Source organism: Caulobacter vibrioides, from assembly GCF_002858865.1.
Classification (GTDB): Bacteria; Pseudomonadota; Alphaproteobacteria; order Caulobacterales; family Caulobacteraceae; genus Caulobacter; species Caulobacter vibrioides.
On the sequence record NZ_PJRR01000019.1, the window covers coordinates 132,254 to 153,906 of the forward strand.

Annotated in this window: 19 protein-coding genes; 12 read left to right on the forward strand and 7 right to left on the reverse strand. The window is 66.5% G+C overall.

The genetic code is table 11. The annotated features are described in order from the left end of the window. Positions 1–29: 29 nt before the first annotated feature. Both lpdA and CVUC_RS14895 read left to right on the forward strand, forming a co-directional pair. Positions 30–1,430: a dihydrolipoyl dehydrogenase gene (gene lpdA / locus CVUC_RS14890; RefSeq protein ID WP_096033274.1), complete on the forward strand. Its 1,401-nt coding sequence runs from the start codon at positions 30–32 to the stop codon at positions 1,428–1,430. A 19-nt stretch (positions 1,431–1,449) separates the two neighbouring features. Continuing rightward, positions 1,450–2,907, forward strand: a complete 1,458-nt coding sequence (locus CVUC_RS14895) for a DUF6880 family protein (RefSeq protein WP_096033275.1) — start codon at positions 1,450–1,452, stop codon at positions 2,905–2,907. A gap of 32 nt (positions 2,908–2,939) precedes the next feature. On the opposite strand, the gene CVUC_RS14900 is transcribed toward CVUC_RS14895, so the two are convergent. Then, positions 2,940–4,493 carry an AMP-binding protein gene (locus tag CVUC_RS14900; RefSeq protein ID WP_010919601.1) on the reverse strand — a complete coding sequence of 518 codons (1,554 nt, stop codon included), beginning with the start codon at positions 4,491–4,493 and terminating at the stop codon, positions 2,940–2,942. Positions 4,494–4,581: 88 nt separating this feature from the next. Next, positions 4,582–5,658 carry an alpha/beta fold hydrolase gene (locus CVUC_RS14905; protein WP_096033276.1) on the reverse strand — a complete coding sequence of 359 codons (1,077 nt, stop codon included), beginning with the start codon at positions 5,656–5,658 and terminating at the stop codon, positions 4,582–4,584. 82 nt (positions 5,659–5,740) lie between these two features. Between CVUC_RS14905 and lipA the strand changes: the two genes are divergently transcribed. After that, positions 5,741–6,718, forward strand: coding sequence for a lipoyl synthase (lipA, locus tag CVUC_RS14910; protein WP_096033277.1), 978 nt, complete (start codon positions 5,741–5,743; stop codon positions 6,716–6,718). A gap of 3 nt (positions 6,719–6,721) precedes the next feature. After that, positions 6,722–7,168, forward strand: coding sequence for a type II toxin-antitoxin system RatA family toxin (locus CVUC_RS14915; protein WP_096033278.1), 447 nt, complete (start codon positions 6,722–6,724; stop codon positions 7,166–7,168). On the opposite strand, the gene CVUC_RS14920 is transcribed toward CVUC_RS14915, so the two are convergent. Together CVUC_RS14920 and CVUC_RS14925 are read right to left on the reverse strand one after the other, a co-directional pair. Further along, the gene (locus CVUC_RS14920) at positions 7,165–7,656 is read right to left on the reverse strand and encodes a CinA family protein (RefSeq protein ID WP_010919605.1); all 492 of its coding nucleotides are present in this window, start codon (positions 7,654–7,656) and stop codon (positions 7,165–7,167) included. The two genes, CVUC_RS14915 and CVUC_RS14920, sit on opposite strands and share 4 nt — an antisense overlap. Before the next feature lie 38 nt (positions 7,657–7,694). Next, positions 7,695–8,843 carry a bifunctional 2-C-methyl-D-erythritol 4-phosphate cytidylyltransferase/2-C-methyl-D-erythritol 2,4-cyclodiphosphate synthase gene (locus CVUC_RS14925; protein WP_096033279.1) on the reverse strand — a complete coding sequence of 383 codons (1,149 nt, stop codon included), beginning with the start codon at positions 8,841–8,843 and terminating at the stop codon, positions 7,695–7,697. 99 nt (positions 8,844–8,942) lie between these two features. Here CVUC_RS14925 and dusB point away from each other — a divergent pair, with 99 nt between their 5' ends. The 8 genes from dusB (at position 8,943) to hflX (ending at position 18,808) form a co-directional block, all read left to right on the forward strand. After that, complete coding sequence (gene dusB / locus CVUC_RS14930; RefSeq protein WP_096033280.1) at positions 8,943–9,950, forward strand: tRNA dihydrouridine synthase DusB; 1,008 nt, start codon at positions 8,943–8,945, stop codon at positions 9,948–9,950. Next, positions 9,947–11,068 (forward strand): two-component system sensor histidine kinase NtrB, encoded by a 1,122-nt coding sequence (locus tag CVUC_RS14935; RefSeq protein ID WP_012640317.1) that lies wholly within the window; start codon positions 9,947–9,949, stop codon positions 11,066–11,068. Before dusB ends, CVUC_RS14935 begins: the two co-directional genes overlap by 4 nt. Continuing rightward, entirely contained in the window at positions 11,065–12,486 is a 1,422-nt protein-coding gene (locus CVUC_RS14940) for a sigma 54-interacting transcriptional regulator (RefSeq protein ID WP_096033281.1), read from the forward strand. The genes CVUC_RS14935 and CVUC_RS14940 overlap by 4 nt, the downstream gene beginning before the upstream one ends. A 64-nt stretch (positions 12,487–12,550) precedes the next feature. After that, positions 12,551–14,794 carry a sensor histidine kinase NtrY-like gene (locus CVUC_RS14945; RefSeq protein WP_012640318.1) on the forward strand — a complete coding sequence of 748 codons (2,244 nt, stop codon included), beginning with the start codon at positions 12,551–12,553 and terminating at the stop codon, positions 14,792–14,794. After that, positions 14,791–16,179 carry a nitrogen assimilation response regulator NtrX gene (ntrX, locus tag CVUC_RS14950; protein ID WP_010919611.1) on the forward strand — a complete coding sequence of 463 codons (1,389 nt, stop codon included), beginning with the start codon at positions 14,791–14,793 and terminating at the stop codon, positions 16,177–16,179. Before CVUC_RS14945 ends, ntrX begins: the two co-directional genes overlap by 4 nt. Then, entirely contained in the window at positions 16,180–17,043 is an 864-nt protein-coding gene (locus CVUC_RS14955; RefSeq protein ID WP_096033282.1) for a D-amino-acid transaminase, read from the forward strand. A gap of 157 nt (positions 17,044–17,200) precedes the next feature. After that, positions 17,201–17,449: an RNA chaperone Hfq gene (hfq, locus tag CVUC_RS14960; protein ID WP_010919613.1), complete on the forward strand. Its 249-nt coding sequence runs from the start codon at positions 17,201–17,203 to the stop codon at positions 17,447–17,449. 12 nt (positions 17,450–17,461) lie between these two features. Next, positions 17,462–18,808 (forward strand): GTPase HflX, encoded by a 1,347-nt coding sequence (gene hflX, locus CVUC_RS14965; protein WP_096033283.1) that lies wholly within the window; start codon positions 17,462–17,464, stop codon positions 18,806–18,808. Here hflX and rpiB read toward each other — a convergent pair. The 3 genes from rpiB to CVUC_RS14980 are packed head-to-tail and all read right to left on the reverse strand — an operon-like array spanning position 18,783 to position 21,449. Next, positions 18,783–19,247: a ribose 5-phosphate isomerase B gene (gene rpiB / locus CVUC_RS14970; protein WP_096033284.1), complete on the reverse strand. Its 465-nt coding sequence runs from the start codon at positions 19,245–19,247 to the stop codon at positions 18,783–18,785. The two genes, hflX and rpiB, sit on opposite strands and share 26 nt — an antisense overlap. Further along, on the reverse strand, positions 19,247–20,074 hold the full coding sequence (mazG, locus tag CVUC_RS14975) for a nucleoside triphosphate pyrophosphohydrolase (protein ID WP_096033285.1): 828 nt from the start codon (positions 20,072–20,074) through the stop codon (positions 19,247–19,249). The genes rpiB and mazG overlap by 1 nt, the downstream gene beginning before the upstream one ends. Further along, positions 20,037–21,449, reverse strand: a complete 1,413-nt coding sequence (locus CVUC_RS14980) for an MFS transporter (protein ID WP_096033286.1) — start codon at positions 21,447–21,449, stop codon at positions 20,037–20,039. The genes mazG and CVUC_RS14980 overlap by 38 nt, the downstream gene beginning before the upstream one ends. Positions 21,450–21,653 lie beyond the last annotated feature (204 nt).

Sequence of the window (21,653 nt, forward strand, 5' to 3'; positions counted from 1 at the left end):
GCGGTCGCCAAAGTCAGGGTTAGAAGAACATGTCCACGGAATTCGATGTCGTCGTCATCGGCGCCGGTCCTGGCGGCTATGTGGCCGCGATCCGCGCCAGCCAGCTGGGCCTGAAGACGGCCATCGTCGAGCGTGAGAACCTGGGCGGCATCTGCCTGAACTGGGGCTGCATCCCGACCAAGGCGCTGCTGAAGTCCGGCGAGGTGTACGAGCAGCTGTCGCATCTGGGCGGTTACGGCCTGTCGGTCGAGAAGGCCTCGTTCGACTTCGGCAAGATCATCGAGCGCTCGCGCGGCGTGGCCAAGAACATGTCGGGCGGCATCGCCTTCCTGATGAAGAAGCACAAGATCGAGGTGATCGAGGGCGAGGCCAAGCTTGAGAAGGGCGCGCCGGCTCCGAAGGTCGTTGTCGCCTTGAAGGCCGGCGGCAGCCGCACGGTGCAGGCCAAGAACGTGATCCTGGCCAGCGGCGCCCGCGCCCGCGAGATCCCGGCCATCGGCGCGGTCTCGGACGGCGACAAGATCTGGACCTACCGCGACGCCCTGGCGCCCAAGTCTATGCCCAAGTCGCTGGTCGTGATCGGCTCGGGCGCCATCGGCATCGAGTTCGCCAGCTTCTACCGTGCGCTGGGCGCCGAAGTGACCGTCGTCGAAGCCATTGACCGCATCATGCCGGTCGAGGACGAGGAAGTTTCCAAGGCCGCCCAGAAGGCGTTCGAGAAGCGCGGTATCAAGTTCCGTGTCGGCGCGAAGGTCAGCAAGATCGAGAAGACCAAGGACGGCGTCGCCGTCACCGTCGAAGCCGGTGGCAAGATCGAGCAGCTGACCGCCGAGAAGTGCATCGTCGCCGTCGGCATCGCGCCCAACAATGACGGCCTGGAAGCGCTGGGCGTGAGCCTGGATCGTGGTCACGTCGTGACCGACAAGCACTGCCGCACCAACGTGCCCGGCCTTTACGCCATCGGCGACATCGCCGGCGCGCCGTGGCTCGCCCACAAGGCCAGCCACGAGGGCATCCACGCGGCCGAGGCGATCGCCGGCTACAAGACGCCCAACGTCCATTCGCCGATCCCGGGCTGCACCTACGCCAATCCGCAAGTGGCCTCGGTGGGCTACACCGAAGCCGGCGCCAAGGCGGCGGGCATCGAGGTCAAGGCCGGCCGCTTCCCGTTCCGCGTCAACGGCAAGGCCGTGGCGGCGGGCGAGACCGAGGGCTTCGTCAAGACCGTGTTCGACGCCAAGACGGGCGCGCTGATCGGCGCTCACATGATCGGCCACGAAGTGACCGAGATGATCCAGGGCTTCGTCACCGCCATCACCCTGGAAGCCACTGAAGAAGACCTGCACGGCGTCGTCTACGCCCACCCGACCATGTCGGAAGCGATGCACGAAGCGGCTCTGGACGCCTACGGACGCGTGCTGCACATCTAGGGCAGCTTAGGGAGTCTGGATGGCGCGCAAGGCCGCCGCGACAGCGGGCGAAAAGCCGAAGGTGCGGAAGGGGTCGAAGACGACCCTTTCCGAAGCCAATCTGGCCGATCTTGGCGCTGAGCGGCTCGCCGCCATCCTGCTCGACCTGTCCAGTGACAGCCACGTCAAGCGGGTGCTTCGGCTGGAGCTGTTTGCTGAGGCCGGCAGCGAAGGCCTGACGCTGGAGATTTCCAAGCGCCTGGCGACGATCGGCAAGTCTTCGTCGCGGATCCACTGGCGCAAGCGTCCGGCGTTCGCCCGGGACCTGGACCTTCATCGCCGGATGATCGAGCGGCTGGCTCAGGACGATGCGACCGCCGCGCTCGATCTCATGCTCGATCTGCTGGATCTGGCCTCTCCGACCCTGGATCGGCTCAGCCAGCCCGACGGTCCGATCGGTGATGTGTTCCTGGCGGCCCGTGACGCCATCGGCGCCATCGCCGAGAAGGCCGTGCCCGAGCCGATCGCTCTGGCGGAGCGAACGGCCAAGATCCTGGCGACTGACTATCACGCCCAGATGGGATCGCTCGCCAGCGCCCTGGCCCCCGCCATGGGACCGCAGGGGCGGGCCCATCTGCGCGAGGTGCTGGAAACGGTCCTGGCGATGAACGCCAAGCGGCTGCGGGGCGCTGACCCGATGTCGGCGGTCTACAAGGACGCCTTGCGGCGCCTGGCGGACGCCAGCGGCGATATCGACGCCTTCGAGGCGACCTTCGCGCCTGAGCTTCGTCGCACGCCGCTGGTCTCAGCCGAGATCGCCAGACGCCTTCTCGCGGCGGGCCGTGGCGAAGACGCCCTGGCCACCCTGCAGGCCGGTGCGCCCGGTGAAGCACGGGGCCGCCATCCGACGTCCGTCGAGGAGCGCGCCGCCTGGGAAGAGGTGATGCTGGAGGCGCTGGAGGCCACAGGACATCATCAGGAAGCGCAGAAGCGACGTTGGGCTGAGTTCGAGCGCACGCTCTCCATTCCGCTTCTCCGGGCCTATCTGAAGAGCCTTCCGGACTTCGACGACGTCGAGGCCGAGGATCAGGCCAAGGCGGTCGTGCGTCGCTTCCCGCGCTTTGACACAGCTCTGGCGTTCTTCGTGTCGTGGCCCGACTTTCCGGCGGCGTCGCGTCTGATCCTGTCGCGCTCGGGTGAGATCAACGGCGCGGACGACGTCCTGATCACCGAGGCGGCGCGACGGTTGGAGGGAAGCTATCCGCTTGCGGCGAGCCTCTTGCTGCGCGGCTCCATCCAGCACGTGCTGACCTATGGCGTCGCGACGCGCTACGCTGACGCCGCCCGCCAGTTGCTGGAAGCCGAGTCCCTGGCGGCCATGATCGCGGATTTCGGCGAATATCCGGATCACGCGAGCTTCGTCGCCGACCTTCGGGCGGCGCACATCCGCAAGCAGGGTTTCCGCGCCGAGCTCGAAGCGCTCGGCGCGACATTCTAGCCGACGACCGCGAGCAGGCCGCCGGAGCTTACTCAGGCCGCTTGCGTGTCGGTTTCCGCCATGCGCTGGATCGCGACATAGTCCGTCTTGCCGCTGCCGAGCACGGGCACTTCGGTGACCTTCAGAATCTTGCGCGGGACCGCCAGCTCGGGCGCGCCGATCGTCTGGGCATGCGCGACAAGCGGCGCGACGTCAGCGTCGTGGCGATCGGTGACCAGGATGAGCTTCTCGCCCTTCTTCTTGTCGGGCATCGAGATCACCGCATGGCGACCGTCCGGCCAGACCGCCGAAGCGAGGTCTTCAGCAGCGGTCAGCGAGACCATTTCGCCGCCGATCTTGGCGAAGCGCTTCACGCGACCCTTGATGGTGATCCACTGGTCGTCGGACATGGTGACCACATCACCGGTGTCATGCCAGCCGCCCTCAGGGGCGTCGACGCCGCCGTCCTCGCGCAGATAGCCCGCCATGATGTTCGGACCGCGCACGAACAGGCGTCCGCCTTCGGGGATGCCCTCGACGGGTTCGATCCGCACCTCCTGGCCCGGGAGCAGTCCGCCGACGGTGCCGGGGCGATTGTCGGTCGGCTTGTTCACCGCGATCACGGGCGAGGCCTCGGTCGCGCCGTAGCCCTCGAGCAGCGGCACGCCGCCGAAGCGCTCCTTGATCAACGTGTGCGTCTCGTCGCGAACCTTCTCGGCGCCGCAGACCACGAACTCCAGGCCCGACAGCTCGTCGGACTCGGCCGCGCGGGCGTACTGGTTCACGAAGGTGTCGGTCGCCAGCAGGATCGAGGCCTTGGCGTCCTTGATCAGCGGCGGGATCTGCTTGGTGTGCAGGGGTGAGGGATACTGGAACGCCTTCATGCCGGTCAGGATCGGCAGGATCACACCGCCGGTCAGGCCGAAGCAGTGGAAGACGGGCAGGGGATTGAACATCACCCAATCCGGGTCGAGCTCGATGTGCGCCGCGACCTGCATGGCGTTCTGGACGAGGTTCTCCTGGGTCAGCACAACGCCGCGCGGGGCGCCGAAGCTGCCAGAGGTGAAGAGCACCACGCCCTTGTCCGAGGGCTTGGCCGGCGCCCGGAACTGGCGTGGGAACATACCGGCTGCGGCGGCGAACAGCTTGTCCGGAAGGCCGATCGTGCCCCGAACGTCTTCCAGATAGGTCACCTGCGCCTGCTCGGCGATCGCATCGACGATGTCGTGCAGCTTGCCCAGCTCGATGAACTTGTGCGCGGTGAGCACGCGGTTGATCTTGGCCAGCTTGCAAGCGGCCTTGATGTTCCGGATGCCGGCGGTGAAGTTCAGCATCGTCGGCACGCGCCCGAAGGCGTGTAGCGCGAAGAACGTGACCACCGAGCCCGCGCCCGACGGCAGCAGCACGCCGACATGCTCGCCAGGCTTGGTCATGGCGGCGATCTTGCGGCCGAGCGCAAAGCTGGCCCGGATCAGATCCGTATAGGTCAGCGGGTTGCGATCCTGGTCCTCCAGGATCGGCTTCTTTGCGCCGAACTTGTCGCGGGCGTCGATGAGGGCGTCGAAGATGGCCTTTTGGCCGTTCCGCACGTCGTAAGCTACCGGCATCCCGGCGAAACCTCCCCGATGAGCGGTGGGCGCTCTCGTTCGTTAAACAGCGAGTCTGCCGAGGAAGGTCCAGCTTTGCAAGGAAGAGTCACAATCCGTGACCTTGATCCTTCGTCGGACTGGGTTTTGGCGGCGCATCGGGCGCTGCGAACTTCGCAACTTCGGTCAGCCAAGGGACTCGAACGGCGTCCGATTCCATGTGCAGGTCGTGTGCGCCTTCGGCGTAGCGGATCTCGCGGCAGGCCTTCATCTCCCTGCAGAGGCGCGTTTGAGGTTTTGCGGTGACGACGCGGTCACGGCCGGCGTTGAGCATCAGGACGGGGACGGTCGCCTTGCCAATATCGCGCGCGGCGGCCTCTGACGCGTCGAAGAACGCGGCGAACCATCCCAGGCTCCGCCCGCCCATGCGAAGATCCGGGTTGGCCAGCATCCAGGCGGCCTGAACCTTGCCGCGGTCGGCGTCGTGGGTGAGGCCCGCAGCCTTGCCGTCCGGACCGTCTCGACGCCAGCCCCTCTGGTCCGAAGAGCGGACCCAGCCCAGTCGGAGGGTTCTCAGCGCCGGCGTAAATCTGGCGAAATCGGAGCGGGGCCGGGGTAGGGCGCTCAGGCCGAACGCCGGGGATGAGAGCACAAGGGCGTCCATGGGCAGACCTGTCTGCGCCGCTCGCAGCGCGACCAAGCCGCCTTCACCATGTCCCAGCACAACGAAGCGCGCCCCGCCCTTGGGGCGGATCACTGTATTGACCAGCGCTTTGACGACCGCCACGTCAGGATCGAAGTTGTCGATGTGGCCAAGGTCACGCCACGGCGTCAGTCGTTCAGACCCGCCCTGTCCCTGACGTTCTAGGACCCAGACGGTAAAGCCGCGCCGCGTGAGGTCCGACACGGTTTCGAACCACTTTTCAGCTGTTTCGCCATAACCGGTGAGGATCAGGATCGTCCCTCGGGGCGACACCGGCGGCGCGGTGACGCCGTAGCGCTGCACTGGACCGTCGCCGGACTGGATGTATCCCCAGGCCCATCCCTGTGACGGATAGAAGCGGGCGGTCAGGGCCGGCGGCGTTCGACTCTCTGCAAACGGCGCGCGGGAGGCCCCGTCACCGCAGGCGGAGACGACCAGGCTGAGCGCGATAGCCGGGACGGCTGCGAGGAGACGGCGACGCATACAGCTCAGTCATTTCGCGCCTTGCGGGCTTACGCAAGATCAAGCGCTTGATCCGGAGGGCAAGAAGGCCGATTTAGGCGCCATGGCCACGGTGATCGACACCCTCAAGGCTCGCGGCTCGGAAGACCGGGCGGCGCGCCACCCCGAAAAGCAGAACCGCCCGGACACGCCGGTGCTCCGCAAACCGGAGTGGCTGCGCGTGCGCGCGCCCGGATCGGGGCAGTACAACGAGACCAAGGGCATTGTGCGCGAGCACAAGCTGCACACGGTCTGCGAAGAGGCCGCCTGCCCGAACATCGGTGAGTGCTGGAGCCAGAAGCACGCCACCATGATGATCATGGGCGAGATCTGCACCCGCGCCTGCGCCTTCTGCAACGTCACGACAGGGCTGCCGACCCAGCTGGATCCCGACGAGCCGCGCCGGGTCGCCGAGGCCGTGGCCAAGATGGGCCTCAAGCATGTGGTCATCACCTCGGTGGACCGCGATGATCTGCTGGATGGCGGCGCGCGCCACTTCGCCGAGGTCGTCACGTCCATCCGGGCCGCCGCCCCGGGCACGACGATCGAGATCCTGACGCCGGACTTCCTGCGCAAGGAGGGGGCCGAGAATGTGGTGATCGACTCCAAGCCGGACGTCTTCAACCACAATCTCGAAACCGTGCCGCGGCTCTATCTGAAAATCCGGCCTGGCGCGCGGTACTACAATTCACTTCGCCTGCTGGATCGGGTGAAACAGCGTGACCCTTCGCAGTTCACCAAGTCGGGCCTGATGGTCGGTCTTGGTGAAACCAAGGAAGAGGTCATGCAGGTGATGGACGACATGCGCTCGGCCGGCGTCGACTTCATCACCATTGGCCAGTACCTGCAGCCGACCCGCAAGCACGCGGCGATCGACCGTTTCGTGACGCCTGAGGAGTTCAAGGCCTATGAGGCGATCGCCCGCGCCAAGGGCTTCCTGATGGTGTCGTCCAGTCCGCTGACCCGCTCGTCGCACCACGCCGGCGAGGATTTCGCCAAGTTGCAGGCCGCGCGGCGCGCCCTCGACGCTCGTACCGCCTAAGCCTTGCACCGTCACGTCGTTACGAAGGTGCTGCCCTATACGCCCGACCAGCTGTTCGAGCTGGTCGGAGACGTCGAGGCGTATCCGAAGTTCGTGCCCTGGATCACGGGCATGCGCACCTGGAATGGTCGCGTCGATGGGCCCGTGAGCACCGTCGACGCTGAAGCCCAGGTGGGCTTCTCGTTTCTGCGCGAGAAGTTCGCGACCCGCGTTCGTCGTGACAAAGACGCCCGATCGATCGATGTCAGCCTGCTCTACGGCCCGTTCAAGCGCCTCAGCAATGGCTGGCGCTTTATGCCCGAGGGCGATGCGACCCGTGTCGAATTCGTCATCGAGTTTGCGTTCAAGTCCGCGCTGCTAGACGCCATGCTGGCCGCGAACGTGGACCGCGCGGCGGGCAAGCTGATCGCCTGCTTCGAAGCACGCGCCCAGCAACTGCACGGCGCCTAGGCAACGGCTTCGCGAAGCATCTCCAGCGCGGTAAGGACGGCGGCCAGTTGCACGGCCTCGCGCGTCTGGCCATCGAAACGCTCGTGGCGGTGGGCCACCGAGCGGTTGGCCCGCGCCACGGCGAAATGGACGGTCCCGACGGGCTTCATCGGTGTGCCGCCGCCCGGACCGGCGACGCCAGTGATCGCGACCGCCACATGGCCGTTGCTCTCCCGCAAGGCGCCTTCCGCCATCGCCCGCGCCACGGGTTCCGAAACCGCGCCATAGTCGGCGAGGAGATCCCCCGCGACGCCCAGCATCTCGGACTTCGCCCGGTTGGTGTAGGTCACGAAGCCGCGCTCAAAGACGTCCGAGGCGCCGGAGATCGAACAGATCGCGCCCGCGACCAGCCCGCCTGTGCAGCTTTCCGCTGTCACCAGTCGGAGGGACCGCGCGCGGGCCTCGTCGATCAGCAGGCGTGACAGGGTCTGGATTTCGAGGGGGAACATGAGAGCCTCCGGTCTCGCGGGCGTTCAGCCTAACCCAATCAGGCCGGCGTCTCGACCGCGACGACGGCCGAGGCGGCGAGGCCTTCGCCGCGGCCGGTGAAGCCCATCTTCTCGGTAGTGGTCGCCTTGACGCTGACGCGGTCGACCGGGATCGAGAGAATCTCGGCCAGTCGCTCGCGCATGGCCTGGCGGTGCGGCTTGATCTTGGGGCGCTCGCAGATCAGCGTCACGTCGACATTGACCAGCGCGCCGCCCTTGGCGGTCACCAGATCGACCGCGTGCTTCAGAAACTGGTCGGAGGCGGCGCCCTTCCACTTGGGGTCCGTGGGCGGGAAGTGGTCGCCGATGTCGCCTTCGCCGATCGCGCCGAGGATGGCGTCGGTCAGCGCGTGCAGGCCGGCGTCGGCATCCGAGTGCCCCACCAGGGTCTCGTCGTGCTTGATCGCAACGCCGCAGAGCCAGACCTCCTCGCCAGGGCCCCAGCGATGCGCATCGAAGCCTTGGCCGACACGGGTGACGCGCGCGACGCCGGCGAGATGTTCGGCCATGGCGAAATCCTCTGGATAGGTCAGTTTCGTGAGAAGCGGGTCACCCGCGGTCAAAGCGATGCGCCCGCCAGCGGCCTCGACGACCTGGGCGTCGTCGGTGGGTTCTCCATGGGTCCAGGCGGCGTAGGCGGCGATGAGCGTATCGCGACGCGCCGCTTGCGGTGTCTGCGCGCGCCACAGGTGCTCGCGCGAGACGGTCTGAGCCGCTTCGCCGGTCGGCTGTCGCTTCAAGGTGTCGGCGACGGCGAGGGCGGGCAGGGCGAGGTCGGCGTCGGCCAGCGCCCCGAGCAAGGCGAGGATCACGTTGCGCGACACGAAGGGGCGAGCCGCATCGTGGATCATCACCGGCTCAGCGCCCGGGCGCTCGGACAGGGCGGCAAGGCCTGCCTGGACAGATAGCGCCCGAGTCGCGCCGCCCAGAGTCGAGCGCCAGCCCTGGAGGCCCTCCAGGATGCGCGGGAGGAAGGCTTCGCCGTCCGCCGTGGTGACGATCACGACCTCGCCCGCGCCCGCCGCCAGAAACGCTTCCACCGACCAGCGCAGGACGGGCTTACCGGCCAGAACGCGCCATTGCTTGGCTTGGCCTGGCCCGGCCCGGGTTCCGGAGCCTGCGGCGACGATGACGACGGAGAAGGTCATGGCGGCTGTTTAGTCTGGCCGCGCCGCTTGTCCAGTCGATCCGGGCTTTACTGCGCCGCACAATATGCCTAAAAACGTAGCTGTGGGGATGATTACAAAATGAGCAAAGCGCTCGATATCGGTGGCGTCGAGGTTCCGGGCCGGGTGTGGATAGCGCCCATGACCGGCGTGTCGGATCTGCCCTTCAGAGAGACGGCCTCGGCGCTTGGCGCGCCCTATGTGGCCACCGAAATGGTTGCGAGCGCCGAGTTCGCCAAAGGGCGTCCTGACGTCGTGCGCCGCGCCGCCGTCGGCGAGGGCTTGCCGCTCACGGTGATCCAGTTGGTGGGGCGCGACGTCGACTTCATGGCGCAGGGTGCGCGCATGGCCCAGGAGGCCGGCGCGGAGATCATCGACCTGAACTTTGGTTGCCCGGCCAAGGAAGTCGCCGCAGGCGCGGCCTGCGGCTCGGCTCTGATGCGTGAGCCTGACCTCGCCGAAGCCCTCGTCGCGGCGGCCGTAGAGGCCGTGGATGTTCCGGTGACGGTCAAGATGCGGCTGGGCTGGGATATCGATTGCCTGAACGCCCCTGACATCGCGCGGCGCGCTGAAGCCGCTGGCGCCAAGGCCGTCACGGTGCATGGGCGCACGCGCAACCAGTTCTACAAGGGCGTCGCGGATTGGACGGCGGTGGCGGCGGTCAAGCAAGCTGTCTCTGTGCCGGTCCTTGTGAACGGCGATATCGTCGACGGCGAAACCGCGCGTCAGGCGCTGGAGCAGTCCGGCGCCGACGGCGTGATGATCGGCCGTGGTGTCTATGGGCGGCCCTGGATCGCGGGCGCGATCGAGGCGGCGCTGGAGGGGCGCGGCTTCCAGGAGCCGGAGGCGGAAGAGCGTCTGGCCATCGCCATCACCCACTTCCGACGGAGCCTGTCGTTCTATGGCGAGCGGCTGGGCTTGAAGATGTTCCGCAAGCATCTTGCGTCGTACATCGAGGCTGCGCCTTGGCCAGAAACCGCCGAAGCGCGAAGGGCCGCGCGCGCCAGTCTCTGTCGCCTTGAAGATCCTGTCGCTGTGGAAAGCGCTCTCCGTACGCTTTGGCTAGCCGAGGGGAGGCAAGCCGCATGACCGATCGCGCCCGCGTTCTGGGTGGTGTGGCCACCGAAGCTCTGAAAGCTGCAGCTTTCGACTTGAGCCCCGAGCCTGCATTGGTCGTTGATCACGACGGCGGTCTTGTCGCCGTGAACGAGGCCGCAGAGGCTCTGTTCGGCCACGGTCTGTCGCTTCTGGCGCGCGGGCGGTTCCGTGCAGCGCTGCCGCCCGGGTCGGTGCTGGTGTCACTGCTGGATCGCGCCGTGTTCGAGGGTTGCCTCGTTCGCGAGCACGGGGTCGAGGTCAATCTCTTCGGTCAGCCGCCCTTCGAGGCGGACGGCGCGGCCGTGCCACTGGGAGATGGCTCGGTTCTTCTGACCCTGCACGTGAAGGGCGTCCTGGGCGTGGACCGCAGCGCCGATGCGGCCGGACTTCGCTCCGTCGTCGGCCTCGGCAAGATGCTGGCCCACGAGATCAAGAACCCCTTGGCCGGCATTCGCGGCGCCGCGCAACTGTTGAAGACGGGCGCCAGCGCCGTCGACCAGCCCCTGGCGCAACTCATTGTCGACGAAACCGATCGGATCCGCCGTCTCGTGGATCGCATGGAGGCGTTTTCGGAGCAGGCTCCGACCATGCGTGAGCCCGTCAATATCCACCAGGTGCTGGATCGGGTGCGCGCGCTGGTGGCCAATGGCGTCGCAGACGGCCTGACGCTGAAGGAAAGCTACGATCCTTCGCTGCCGCCTGTCTGGGGGGATGAGGATCACCTGATCCAGATCTTCCTGAACCTGATGAAGAACGCCGCCGAGGCCGCCCATATGCGTGGCGACGACCGTGGTGTGCTGTCGATCCACACGGCCTGGCGGCCCGGCGTCCGTGTCCGTGGGGCTGATGGGAAAGCCACGAGCGGCGCGCCGATCGAGGTGCGTGTGATCGATAACGGACCGGGCGTGCCCGCCACGCTGCGCGATCATCTCTTCCAGCCGTTTGTCACCACCAAGTCGAACGGCACGGGGCTGGGTTTGGCTTTGGTCACAAAATTAGTCACCGCCCATGGCGGTCTGATCGATTTTGAATCGGAGCCCGGCCGAACGGTCTTCCGCGTCTTGTTGCCTGTTGCCCCTGAAGCCGCTTCCGGAGACGTCCGAGCATGAACGCCGCGAGCAAGAAAATCCTGATCGCCGACGACGACAGCTCTATCCGTCTCGTCCTCAGTCAAGCCTTCACCCGCCTGGGCTACCAGGTCCGCGCCACGGGTAACGCCACGACATTGTTGAAGTGGGTGACCGACGGCGAGGGCGATCTCGTCGTGACCGATGTGATGATGCCTGACGAGAACGTCTTCGACGTTCTGCCCAGGATCCGGAAGGAGCGGCCCAAGCTTCCGATCATCGTCATGAGCGCGCAGAACACCCTTCTGACGGCCGTCAACGCCGCCGACGCGGGCGCGTTCGAATACGTCTCCAAGCCGTTCGACCTTGATGACGTTACGGCTGCGGCGCGGCGCGCCTTGTCGCGGCCAGCGGACACTGAGGCCTCCAAGGCCCAGGCGCGGGCCATGCGCGACGAGCGCCTCCCACTCATCGGGCGTTCGGCGCCGATGCAGGAGGTCTACCGCACCATCGCGCGCCTGGTTGGAGCGGATCTGACGGTTCTGATCCTCGGCGAAAGCGGCACCGGCAAGGAACTGGTGGCGCGCGCCCTGCACGAGCTTGGCCGTCGTCGCGACGGAAAGTTCGTGGTCATCAACCTGGCGGCCGTGCCGCGTGAGCGGGTCGAGGCCGAGCTGTTCGGACGCGGGGAAGGGGACAACGGCCGGCTGGTCGAGGCCGACGGCGGCACGCTGTTCCTCGACGAGATTGGCGACATGCCCCTGGACGCCCAGACGCGTCTGCTTCGCGTGATCGATGGCACCGAGCCGGTGATCAACCCGAAGACCGGCCGTCGGCCGAACGTGCGCATCATCGCCGCGACCAATCGCGACCTGCGCGGCCTGATCCAGCAGGGCCTGTTCCGCGAGGATCTCTTCTTCCGCTTGAACGTCGCGCCCGTCCGCTTGCCGCCGCTACGCGATCGCGCCGAAGACATTCCCGATCTGGCGCGCACCTTCCTGCTTCGAGCCGCGCGGGAGGGCCTGCCGGCCAAGACCATCGACCAAGGCGCCCTGGACCGTCTGAAGAGTCATCCCTGGCCGGGGAACGTGCGCGAACTCGAAAACCTGATGCGTCGGATGTGCGCGCTCTATGCCGAAGAGCTGATCACCTACCGCATCGTGGACCGGGAGCTGCAGGATCACGCGCCTGCGGTACGGGCCGAAGAAGGGCCTGTGACGCTTTCGACTCTGGTGGAGCGCCATCTGGCGTCGCACTTCGCCGATCAGCCTGACGGCGTCCCGGCGCCGGGGCTCTACGATCGGATTCTGGAGGAGGTGGAGAGGCCGCTGATCCAGCTGACCCTGTCGGCGACGCGCGGCAACCAGGTGCGCGCTGCGGAGATTTTGGGCCTCAACCGCAACACGCTGCGCAAGAAGATCCAGGACCTTGGCGTGGAGATGACCCGCGGTCGTCGCTGACGGCTGCAGCTTTCGCGGCACATAACTGTTGAATTTGAGCCACACGCTCCTAAACTCGTGAGCGATGTCTTCAGTGGCTTACGCGACGGGATCCGATAGCCCGCCGACCCGGTTTAGCCGGGCCTGGTGGCGGGGGGTGTTGCGGTCGCGCTATCTGATGGGCGGCGGATACGCGCTGGCGGTGATCTTGACCGTAACAGGCGTCGCCCTGGCGTCTTCACCACCGCGCACGGACTCGATCGGCGCCGCCAGCACCGTCATCCTGGTGGTGCTCGGCTTCAATCTCGTGCTCATTCTGGGCGTCGCGACCATCGTCGGCCTGCGGCTGTATGAGCTGATCGACGCACGGGCCAGCGACGCAGGCGCTCGCCTGCACCTGCGCTTTGTAGGTCTGTTTTCGCTGGCGGCCGTAGCGCCTGCCGTCATCGTCGCCCTGTTCTTCGGCGTGCTGGTCAACCGCGGCGTCGATGGCTGGTTCAGTGAGCGGGTCCAGACCGTGGTCGGCAACTCGGCCAAGGTCGCCAATTCCTACGTCGAACAGCAGAAGAACTATATTTCCGAGCATATCGGCCCGATGGCGGCCAGCCTGAACCAGGCCGCTCCGGCGCTGGCGCAGTCGCCAGTCGCTTTCGGTCATTTTCTGGCCGGCCTGACGCAGGACAACGGATTTTCGGCCGCCTATGTGCTCGATCGCGACGGTCGGATTCTGGCCCGCACCGAGGCGGAAGGCGCGCCGCCCTTCCTGGCGCCGCCGCCCGCAAGTTTCGATTGGGCGGATGGCGGCGAGGCGAGCGCTCAGCGCTTTGTATCGACGGATCTGTTCCGCACGCTCTACAAGCTCAAGGGGTTCGACGACGGCTATCTCTACGTCGTTCGACCGATCGAGAAGGGCATTCTCAACCACCTCATCGAAACTCAGGACGCCCTGGTCTCCTATCGCGACGCCGAGCGCAGTCGCGGCCGCATCCAGGCGATCTTCGGGTTGAGCTATCTGGAGACGGCCCTGCTTGTGCTGGTGGCCGCCATCTGGGTGGGCATTGCGGCGGCGAACTCCATCGCCGGGCCTGTCGCAGGCTTGGTCGAGGCGGCCGGCCGCGTCTCAGGCGGCGATCTCGACGCACGTGTGGAAGTCGAGCGGGGGCCAGAGGAAATCCGAGCGCTGTCCAACGCTTTCAACATGATGACCAGCGAGCTCCAGCTCCAGCAGGCCGCGCTAAAGGCCGCCAGCCTGGACGCCGAAAGCCGCCGTCAGTTCATCGAGACAGTGCTTTCGGGCGTCAGCGCGGGCGTGGTCAGCCTTGATGATCGCGGCAAGATCTCGGCGGTCAACCGGCGCGCTGTGGCGCTCTTGGGCTTGCCCGATGACGCGCTCGGCGTGGATCTCATCGCGCTGGCGCCAGAGTTCGAAACGGTCATGACCTCGCTCTCGGAAAGCCGGCCCGATACGGACGTCGAGGTCGACATCATGCGCGAGGGCGAGACGCGTCGGCTCCGCGTGCGGGCGGCCGGCCATTTCGCAGAAGGGCTCGTTCTGACCTTCGATGATATCACCCGTCTGGTAGCGGCCCAGCGAAATGCAGCCTGGAAGGACGTCGCCCGCCGGATCGCCCATGAGATCAAGAACCCGCTGACGCCGATCCAGCTCTCCGCAGAACGTCTTCGCCGGAAGTACCGCAAGGAGATCGCGAGCGATCTGGAGACTTTCGATCGTTGCACCGACACCATCATCCGGCAGGTTGGCGACATCGGGCGCATGGTCGACGAGTTCTCAGCGTTCGCTCGCATGCCCGCGCCGCGCTTCGAGCCGTCGAACCTCACGGAGATGCTGCGACAGGCTGTCTTCGCCCAACGGTTCCAGGACGCCGAGATTGAGGTCAGACTGGAGGAGCCGGGCGATGGCGACGTCTGGATCACCAGCGATGAACGCATGGTCGGCCAGGCGCTGACCAACATCCTGAAGAACGCCGGCGAGGCGGTCGGCGCGCGCCGCGCCAACGAGCCTGAGCTCCAAGGGCGCATCACCGCGACCCTCGTCTGTGAAGGCGACGAGCTGTGCGTGACGGTCGAGGACAATGGTGTGGGTCTGCCCGCCAAGGACCGCGACCGCCTGACCGAACCCTATGTGACCACCCGCGAGAAGGGCACAGGCCTTGGCCTGGCCATCGTCAAGCGGATCATGGAGGACCACGGCGGCAGCCTGGCCCTCGTCGATGCGCGCGAGCCGCCTGGCGCGCGCGTCGTGATGAAGTTTCCAACGACCGCGCGTCTGCCCGTCGCGGCCCAGAGTGGCGTTGAGGAGATGATATGAGCGCCGACGTTCTTGTGGTGGATGACGAGGCCGACATTCGGGATCTCGTCGCCGGCATCCTGGAGGATGAAGGCTATGCTGTGCGCACGGCCGCCGACTCCGACCAGGCCCTGGCCGCGATACGGGCGCGCAAGCCCGCTTTGCTGGTGCTGGATATCTGGATGCAGGGCGGCGGCATGGACGGGCTTGAGCTGCTCGACATGGTCAAGGCCTTGGACGCCGACCTGCCGGTCATCATGATCTCGGGCCACGGCAACATCGAGACGGCCGTCAGCGCCATCAAGCGCGGCGCGTACGAGTTCCTCGAAAAGCCGTTCAAGTCGGACCGGCTTTTGCTGATCGTCGAGCGCGCCCTTGAGGCGGCGGGGCTTCGCCGGGAGAACCGTCGGCTTCGTGCGCAGACCCTGTCTCCGGACGGCCTGATCGGCAAATCGGCCCCGGCCCAGGCTCTGCGGCAGCTGATCCTGAAGGTCGCGCCCGCCAACAGCCGCGTTCTGGTCTCCGGTCCGCCGGGCGCGGGCAAGGAACTCGTCGCGCGCCTGATCCATGGGGCGAGCACGCGCGCCCGTCAGGAGTTTGTCGCGGTCAGCGCCGCCGGCATGGCGCCCGAACGACTGGACGTCGAGTTGTTTGGCGAGGAAGGCGAGGGCGGCCGGCCCCGCAAGATCGGCGTGTTCGAGCGGGCTCACGGCGGGACGTTGTATCTCGACGAGGTCGCCGACATGCCGCGCGAGACCCAGGGCCGTATCTTGCGGGTTCTGGTGGAGCAGCGCTTCCGCCGGGTGGGCGGCGACAATGACGTCCAGGTGGATGTGCGCGTCATTTCGTCCAGTTCGCGTGACTTGCGTGACGAGATCGCCGCCGGGCGGTTCCGTGAGGATCTCTTCCACCGGCTGAACGTCGTGCCTGTGCGCGTTCCGGGGCTGGCCGAGCGGCGTGAGGACATTCCGGAACTGATCAACTACTTCGTCGAGCGCATCAGCGAGGCGACGGGTCTGGCGCGCCGGCGCCTCGGTGAGGATGCTCTGGCGACGCTTCAGGTCCAGGCATGGCCGGGCAATGTTCGCCAGCTTCGCAACAACGTCGAGCGCATGCTGATCCTGGCGTCGGGCGAGCCCGGCGACGTGATCACGGCCGAAATGCTGTCGGGCGCCGAGCAGCCCAGCGCGGGCAACGCCGGCGCGATCGGGGCGGAGCGGATCATCGCCCTGCCGCTGCGCGAGGCGCGCGAGCTGTTCGAGCGCGAGTACCTCAACGCCCAGATCCTGAGGTTCGGCGGCAATATCTCGCGGACGGCCAACTTCATCGGCATGGAGCGGTCCGCCCTGCACCGTAAGCTGAAGTCCCTGGGCGTTTCCGGCGCTCGGGGTGATGAGGAAGAGTAGATGTCGCGTTTCGCCTATGTGAATGGCCGGTTTGTTCGCCACGGCGAGGCGGCGGTGCATATCGAGGATCGCGGCTATCAGCTAGCCGACGGCGTGTACGAGGTCTGGGCGGTGTTCGACGGCAAGCTGGCGGACGCCGAAGGGCACTTCGCCCGCCTGTGGCGCAGTCTTGATGAGCTGCGCATCGCCCATCCGATGAGCGAGGCCGCCCTGACGATGGTCCTGCGCGAGGCGGTGCGGCGCAACAAGGTGCGTGAAGGGCTTTGCTATCTGCAGGTGACGCGGGGCGTCGCGCGGCGAGATCACGCCTTCCCGAACCCGGCGGTCCTTCCGTCAGTGGTGGTGACCGCGCGGTCGCTGGACCGTGCGGCCAGCGAGACCAAGGCGGCTCAGGGCGCTTCGGTGATCTCGGTTCAGGAAAACCGCTGGGGCCGCTGCGACATCAAGTCGATCGGCCTGCTGCCCAACGCCCTGGCCAAGCAAGCCGCCCGTGAGCGCGGCGCGATCGAGGCGTGGTTTGTCGACGACATGGGCCTGGTCACCGAGGGCGCGTCGTCGAACGCCTGGATCGTCGATGCCGAGGGGGCTCTGCGGACCCGCGACACCAACGCCAACATCCTGCGCGGCGTGACCCGCTATACGCTGTTGGACGTGATCCGCGAGAGCGGCATGGTGATCAACGAAAAGCCCTTCACCATCGCCGAGGCGCAGGCCGCCCGTGAGGCTTTCATCACCGGCGCGGGCTCTCTGGTGACCCCGATCGTTCAGGTGGACGGCGTGAAGCTGGGCGACGGAAAGCCGGGCCCGGTGGCGAAACGGCTGCGGGCTCTCTATATCGAGCGGGCGCGCCAGAAAGCCGTCTGACATCGGAACAATCTCCGGGGTTGGCGGCTTTCGGTCGCAAGGCTGGATGGAATTTTTCGCTGCGAGCGTGTCGCTTTCGGCGAAAAATCCTCTAGCATGACCTTGTTTGTGTGGGGGGCGTGTGGCCCTCCGAGAACAATGAGAGGGGAACCCCCGTATGTCCGCCGAAAAGAAGCAAAATCTTCAGGACACCTTCCTGAACAGCGTTCGCAAGTCGAAGACGCCGCTCACCATCTTCCTCGTCAATGGCGTCAAGCTGCAGGGCGTGGTCAGCTGGTTCGACAATTTCTGCGTCCTGCTGCGTCGCGACGGCCAGTCGCAACTGGTCTACAAGCACGCCATTTCCACCATCATGCCGGCTCAACCCGTTCAGCTCTATGAGCCGAGCGCCGACGCCGACGACTGACCCTAGAGCCGTTTGTCCAAATCCAGTTCCAAGTCGATTGACCACGCCGCGCCGATCCTGAAGGCGCTCGTGATCCATCCCGCACGCCCTTTGCGGGGCCAGGCCGCCCTCGAAGCCCGGGATCCCAACGCCCGGCTCGAGGAGGCCGTCGGCCTTGCGGTGGCGCTTGATCTCAACGTCGTGGAGGCGCTGGTCGCGCCTCTGCGCGTCGTCACGCCCGCCACCTTGTTCGGCAAGGGCAAGGTCGAGGAGTTCGCCGCGATCTGCGAGGTCGAGCATATCGATGTCGCGGTCTTCGACGACCAGCTCACGCCCATCCAGCAGCGTAATCTCGAGAAGGCCTTGAAGGTGAAGGTCGTCGACCGCACCGGCCTGATCCTCGAAATCTTCGCTCGCCGGGCCCGGACCCGCGAGGGCCGTCTGCAGGTCGAGCTGGCCAGGCTCGACTATGAGCGCTCGCGCCTCGTGCGGACCTGGACCCACCTGGAACGTCAGCGCGGCGGCACCGGCTCGACCGGCGGCCCCGGCGAAACCCAGATTGAAATCGACCGCCGCCTGATCGCCGGCACGATCCTCAAGCTCAAGAAGGAGCTGGAGGAGGTTCGGCGGACACGCACGCTTCACCGCAGCGCTCGCAAGAAGGTTCCGTACCCGACCGTCGCCCTGGTCGGCTATACGAACGCCGGCAAGTCCACGCTGTTCAATCGGCTGACCGAGGCCGAGGTGCTGGCCAAGGACATGCTGTTCGCCACGCTGGACCCGACGCTTCGCACCGTGAAGCTGCCCGACGGTCGCCCTGCGATCATGTCCGATACGGTGGGCTTCATCTCCGACCTGCCCCACGAGCTGGTCGAGGCCTTCCGCGCCACCCTCGAGGAGGTGCAGGAGGCTGACGTCGTGCTGCACGTCCGCGATGTGGCCAATCCCGACAGCGAGGCGCAAGCCCGTGACGTCGAGACGGTGCTCTCCGAACTGGGCGTCACCTTCGACGAGGGCAAGACTGTCGTCGAGGTCTGGAACAAGGTCGACCTGCTGTCGGAAGATGATCGCGAGATCGTCGAGGGACAGGCCCGGCGCAACGACGCCTCGGCGGTTTCGGCGGTCACGGGCGAGGGGTGCGAGGCGCTGCTGCGGCGCATCGCGGGCCTCATCGATGACTCGCCCCCGGTGGAGGTGAGCCTCGCCGCACAGGACGGACAGGCCCTGGCCTGGATCTATCGCAACGGCCGCGTGCTCAGCCGCTATGACGGCCCAGGCGGCGAGGTGACGCTGGTCGCCCGCCTCGATGCTCAGGCCCTGGGGCGGTTCGAGCGCCAGTTCCCCGGCGCACAGGTCAGCGCCGCTGTTCAGTCGTCGTAAGGCCAGGCGGAGCTCCGAGTTTCTCGACCCTGAGGACATGACGACCACGCGCGAAATCGGTGGTCAGGAATGCTTGTACGCAAGCCTTTGCCGTATCGACTTCCACGAGGCGCGCGCCCAGCGCGATGACGTTGGCGTCGTTGTGCTCGCGGCTCAGGCGCGCGGCGACAGGCTCGCTGACCAAGGCGCATCGGCATCCAGGATGGCGGTTGACGGCGATTGAGATGCCGATGCCTGACCCGCAAATGGCGATGCCGTATTGGGATTGGCCAAGGGCGATATGTTCCGCCAGATCATATCCGTAGTCCGAGTAGTCAACGCGTTCGCCCGTGCTGGGCCCCAGGTCCGTCACCTCGTGGCCGCCAGCCTCGAGCCATGTCGTCAGCTCAGTCTTCAGCTGAAAGCCGGCATGGTCAGAGGCGATGGCGATCCGCGCCATCAGCCCTTCTTCTCCGCAGCTTTGGCGTTGTTCCAGAGCCCGTCCATTTCGGCGAGATCGGACTGATCAGGCGTCTTGCCGCGCTTGGCCAGTTCGGTCTCGACGAAGCCGAAACGGCGCGTGAACTTGGCGTTGGTGGCGCGCAGAGCGTCTTCGGGATCGACGTCCAGCTTGCGGGCGAGGTTGGCGCAGACGAACAGGATGTCGCCCAGCTCTTCGCGCGCCTTGGCCAGATCGCCGGCCGCGATCTCGACCGCGATCTCGTCGGTCTCTTCGCGCAGCTTGTCGAGCACCTCGTTGGCCGTCGGCCAGTCGAAGCCGACGCGGGCGGCGCGCTTGGTCAGCTTCACGGCGCGGGTGAGGGCGGGCAGGCCGGTCGGCACGTCGTCCAGCACGCCCGTCTTGGCCTTGGCCTGGCGCTCCTGGGCCTTCAGTTGCTCCCAGCCGGCCACCTGAGCGGAGAGGTCTTCGTAGGCGTGATCGCCGAACACGTGGGGATGTCGGCGGATCATCTTGTCGGAGATGGCGCGCGCGACGTCCGCAATGTCGAAGGCCCCTTGCTCCTGCGCCATGCGCGAATGGAACACGACTTGCAGCAGGAGGTCGCCCAGCTCTTCCTTTAGGTCCGACAGGTCGCCGCGCTCGATGGCGTCGGCGACCTCATAGGCTTCCTCGACCGTATAGGGCGCGATCGTCGCGAAGGTCTGCTCCAGGTCCCAGGGGCAGCCGCCGTTCGGATCACGCAGCTTCGCCATGATCTCGATCAGGGCGAACAGCGGGTGCTGGTCGTCACTCGGCGGGGCCAAGGGCGGCGTTTGAGGGGACATGCGAATCCGACGGGGCTGAGGACTTGGAGGCGTCCGCCGCCGCCGCGTCCCGCGCCGCAAGCTGGCGCTGGATCTCGGCGAGACGGGTCGCGTCCAGCGGATAGCGCATCATGATCGCGGCGACCACCAGTCCCAGCGCGGCCGGCGCGATCGCGTACATGCCGATCAGGGCCGCGTCGCCTTCGGGCGTGGAGACCTTGGGATCAAAACCCATCCAACCGAGCGCGATGAACACCGCCACCGCCAGAGCGTAGCCCAGTTTCACCGTGCCGGTGACGATGGCGTAGAGCAGGCCCGTCTTGTCGACGCCGCTTTCCAGGCGCTCCTCATCGCCGATGTCGGCCATCATCGAGCGCACCAGCACCGGCGCGGCCGAGTAGGGCAGGCCGGCCAGCACCAGCAGCAACATACCCATCACCGAGCTGCCTGCGGGCATGAACACCGCGCCGACCTGGACGAAGGCGTAGACGACTGCGGCGACGACGAGCGCTTTGTGCTTGCCGAGTTTCTTGGCCAGCATGGGCCACAGCGGCGCGCCGGCCAGGGCGGCCAGGAAGTAGACCAGCAGCAGCACGCCCGCCTGGGTCTTGTCGAAGCCCTTGATCCGCTCGAAGAAGAACAGGAACAGCGTGCCGGCGATGCCGGGAGCCAGGCCCATCAGAAGGTCCGCGAACAGCAGGCGCTGCACCGACGGGCGCATCAGCAGTCGCCAGTATTGCTTCAGGCCCGTCTTGCCGTGCTGGGGCGGGGCCGCCGGCTCCTTCACGGTCATGACGGCGAGCAGCACCGTGATCGGCAGCAGGATGACGATAAACCAGCCCATCGCCCGGACGCTGTCGATATGGTCGCCCTTGAGCACGCCGGTGATGAACGGCGGCAGGCACAGCACCAGGATCATCCCGACGACATTGGCGCCCTGCCACCAGCCATAGATGCGCGAGCGCTGCTGATAGTCGCTGGAGAGCACCGCGCCCCAGGCGGTCTGGGAGAGCACGACGATCGAGTAGCCGGCGTACAGCACCGACAGCCAGAACCAGAGATACAGCGACCCCACGCCAGGCTTGGCCATGAACAACGCATAGCAGCCTACGGTCAGAATCGGCGCGCCGATCAGCATCCACGGACGGAAGCGGCCCATCCGCATGCGGGTCCGATCCAGCAGACCGCCGAACAGCGGATCGAACAGGATGTCGATCAGCTTGACGATCAGGAACGCCGAACCCACCACGGTCAGCGAGAGGCCCAGGGAATTGATGTAGTATTCGGGGAGATACACCACGAGCGGCAGGCCCATGGCCGCCACTGGAATGCAGGGCGCCGCGAATGCGGCCAGCGTCCACGATGACGCCTTCTGAGGAGACTGGGCCTCGGACATACTCTTACTTCTCCCCGCGCCGTTGATCGCGCTTTCAAACGAGTGTGCGAGGAATATCCGGCCAGCGCTAGCCTGTTCCTCGATATGAGCACGACGCCGCTGCTTCACGCGGCCTGCCGCTGAAGGGATGGAAAGGGACGCGGAGCGCCGGACGTTCGTCCGGATTGCGAGATAAGAATACCGTTTCGACGAAGCCGAACGCTC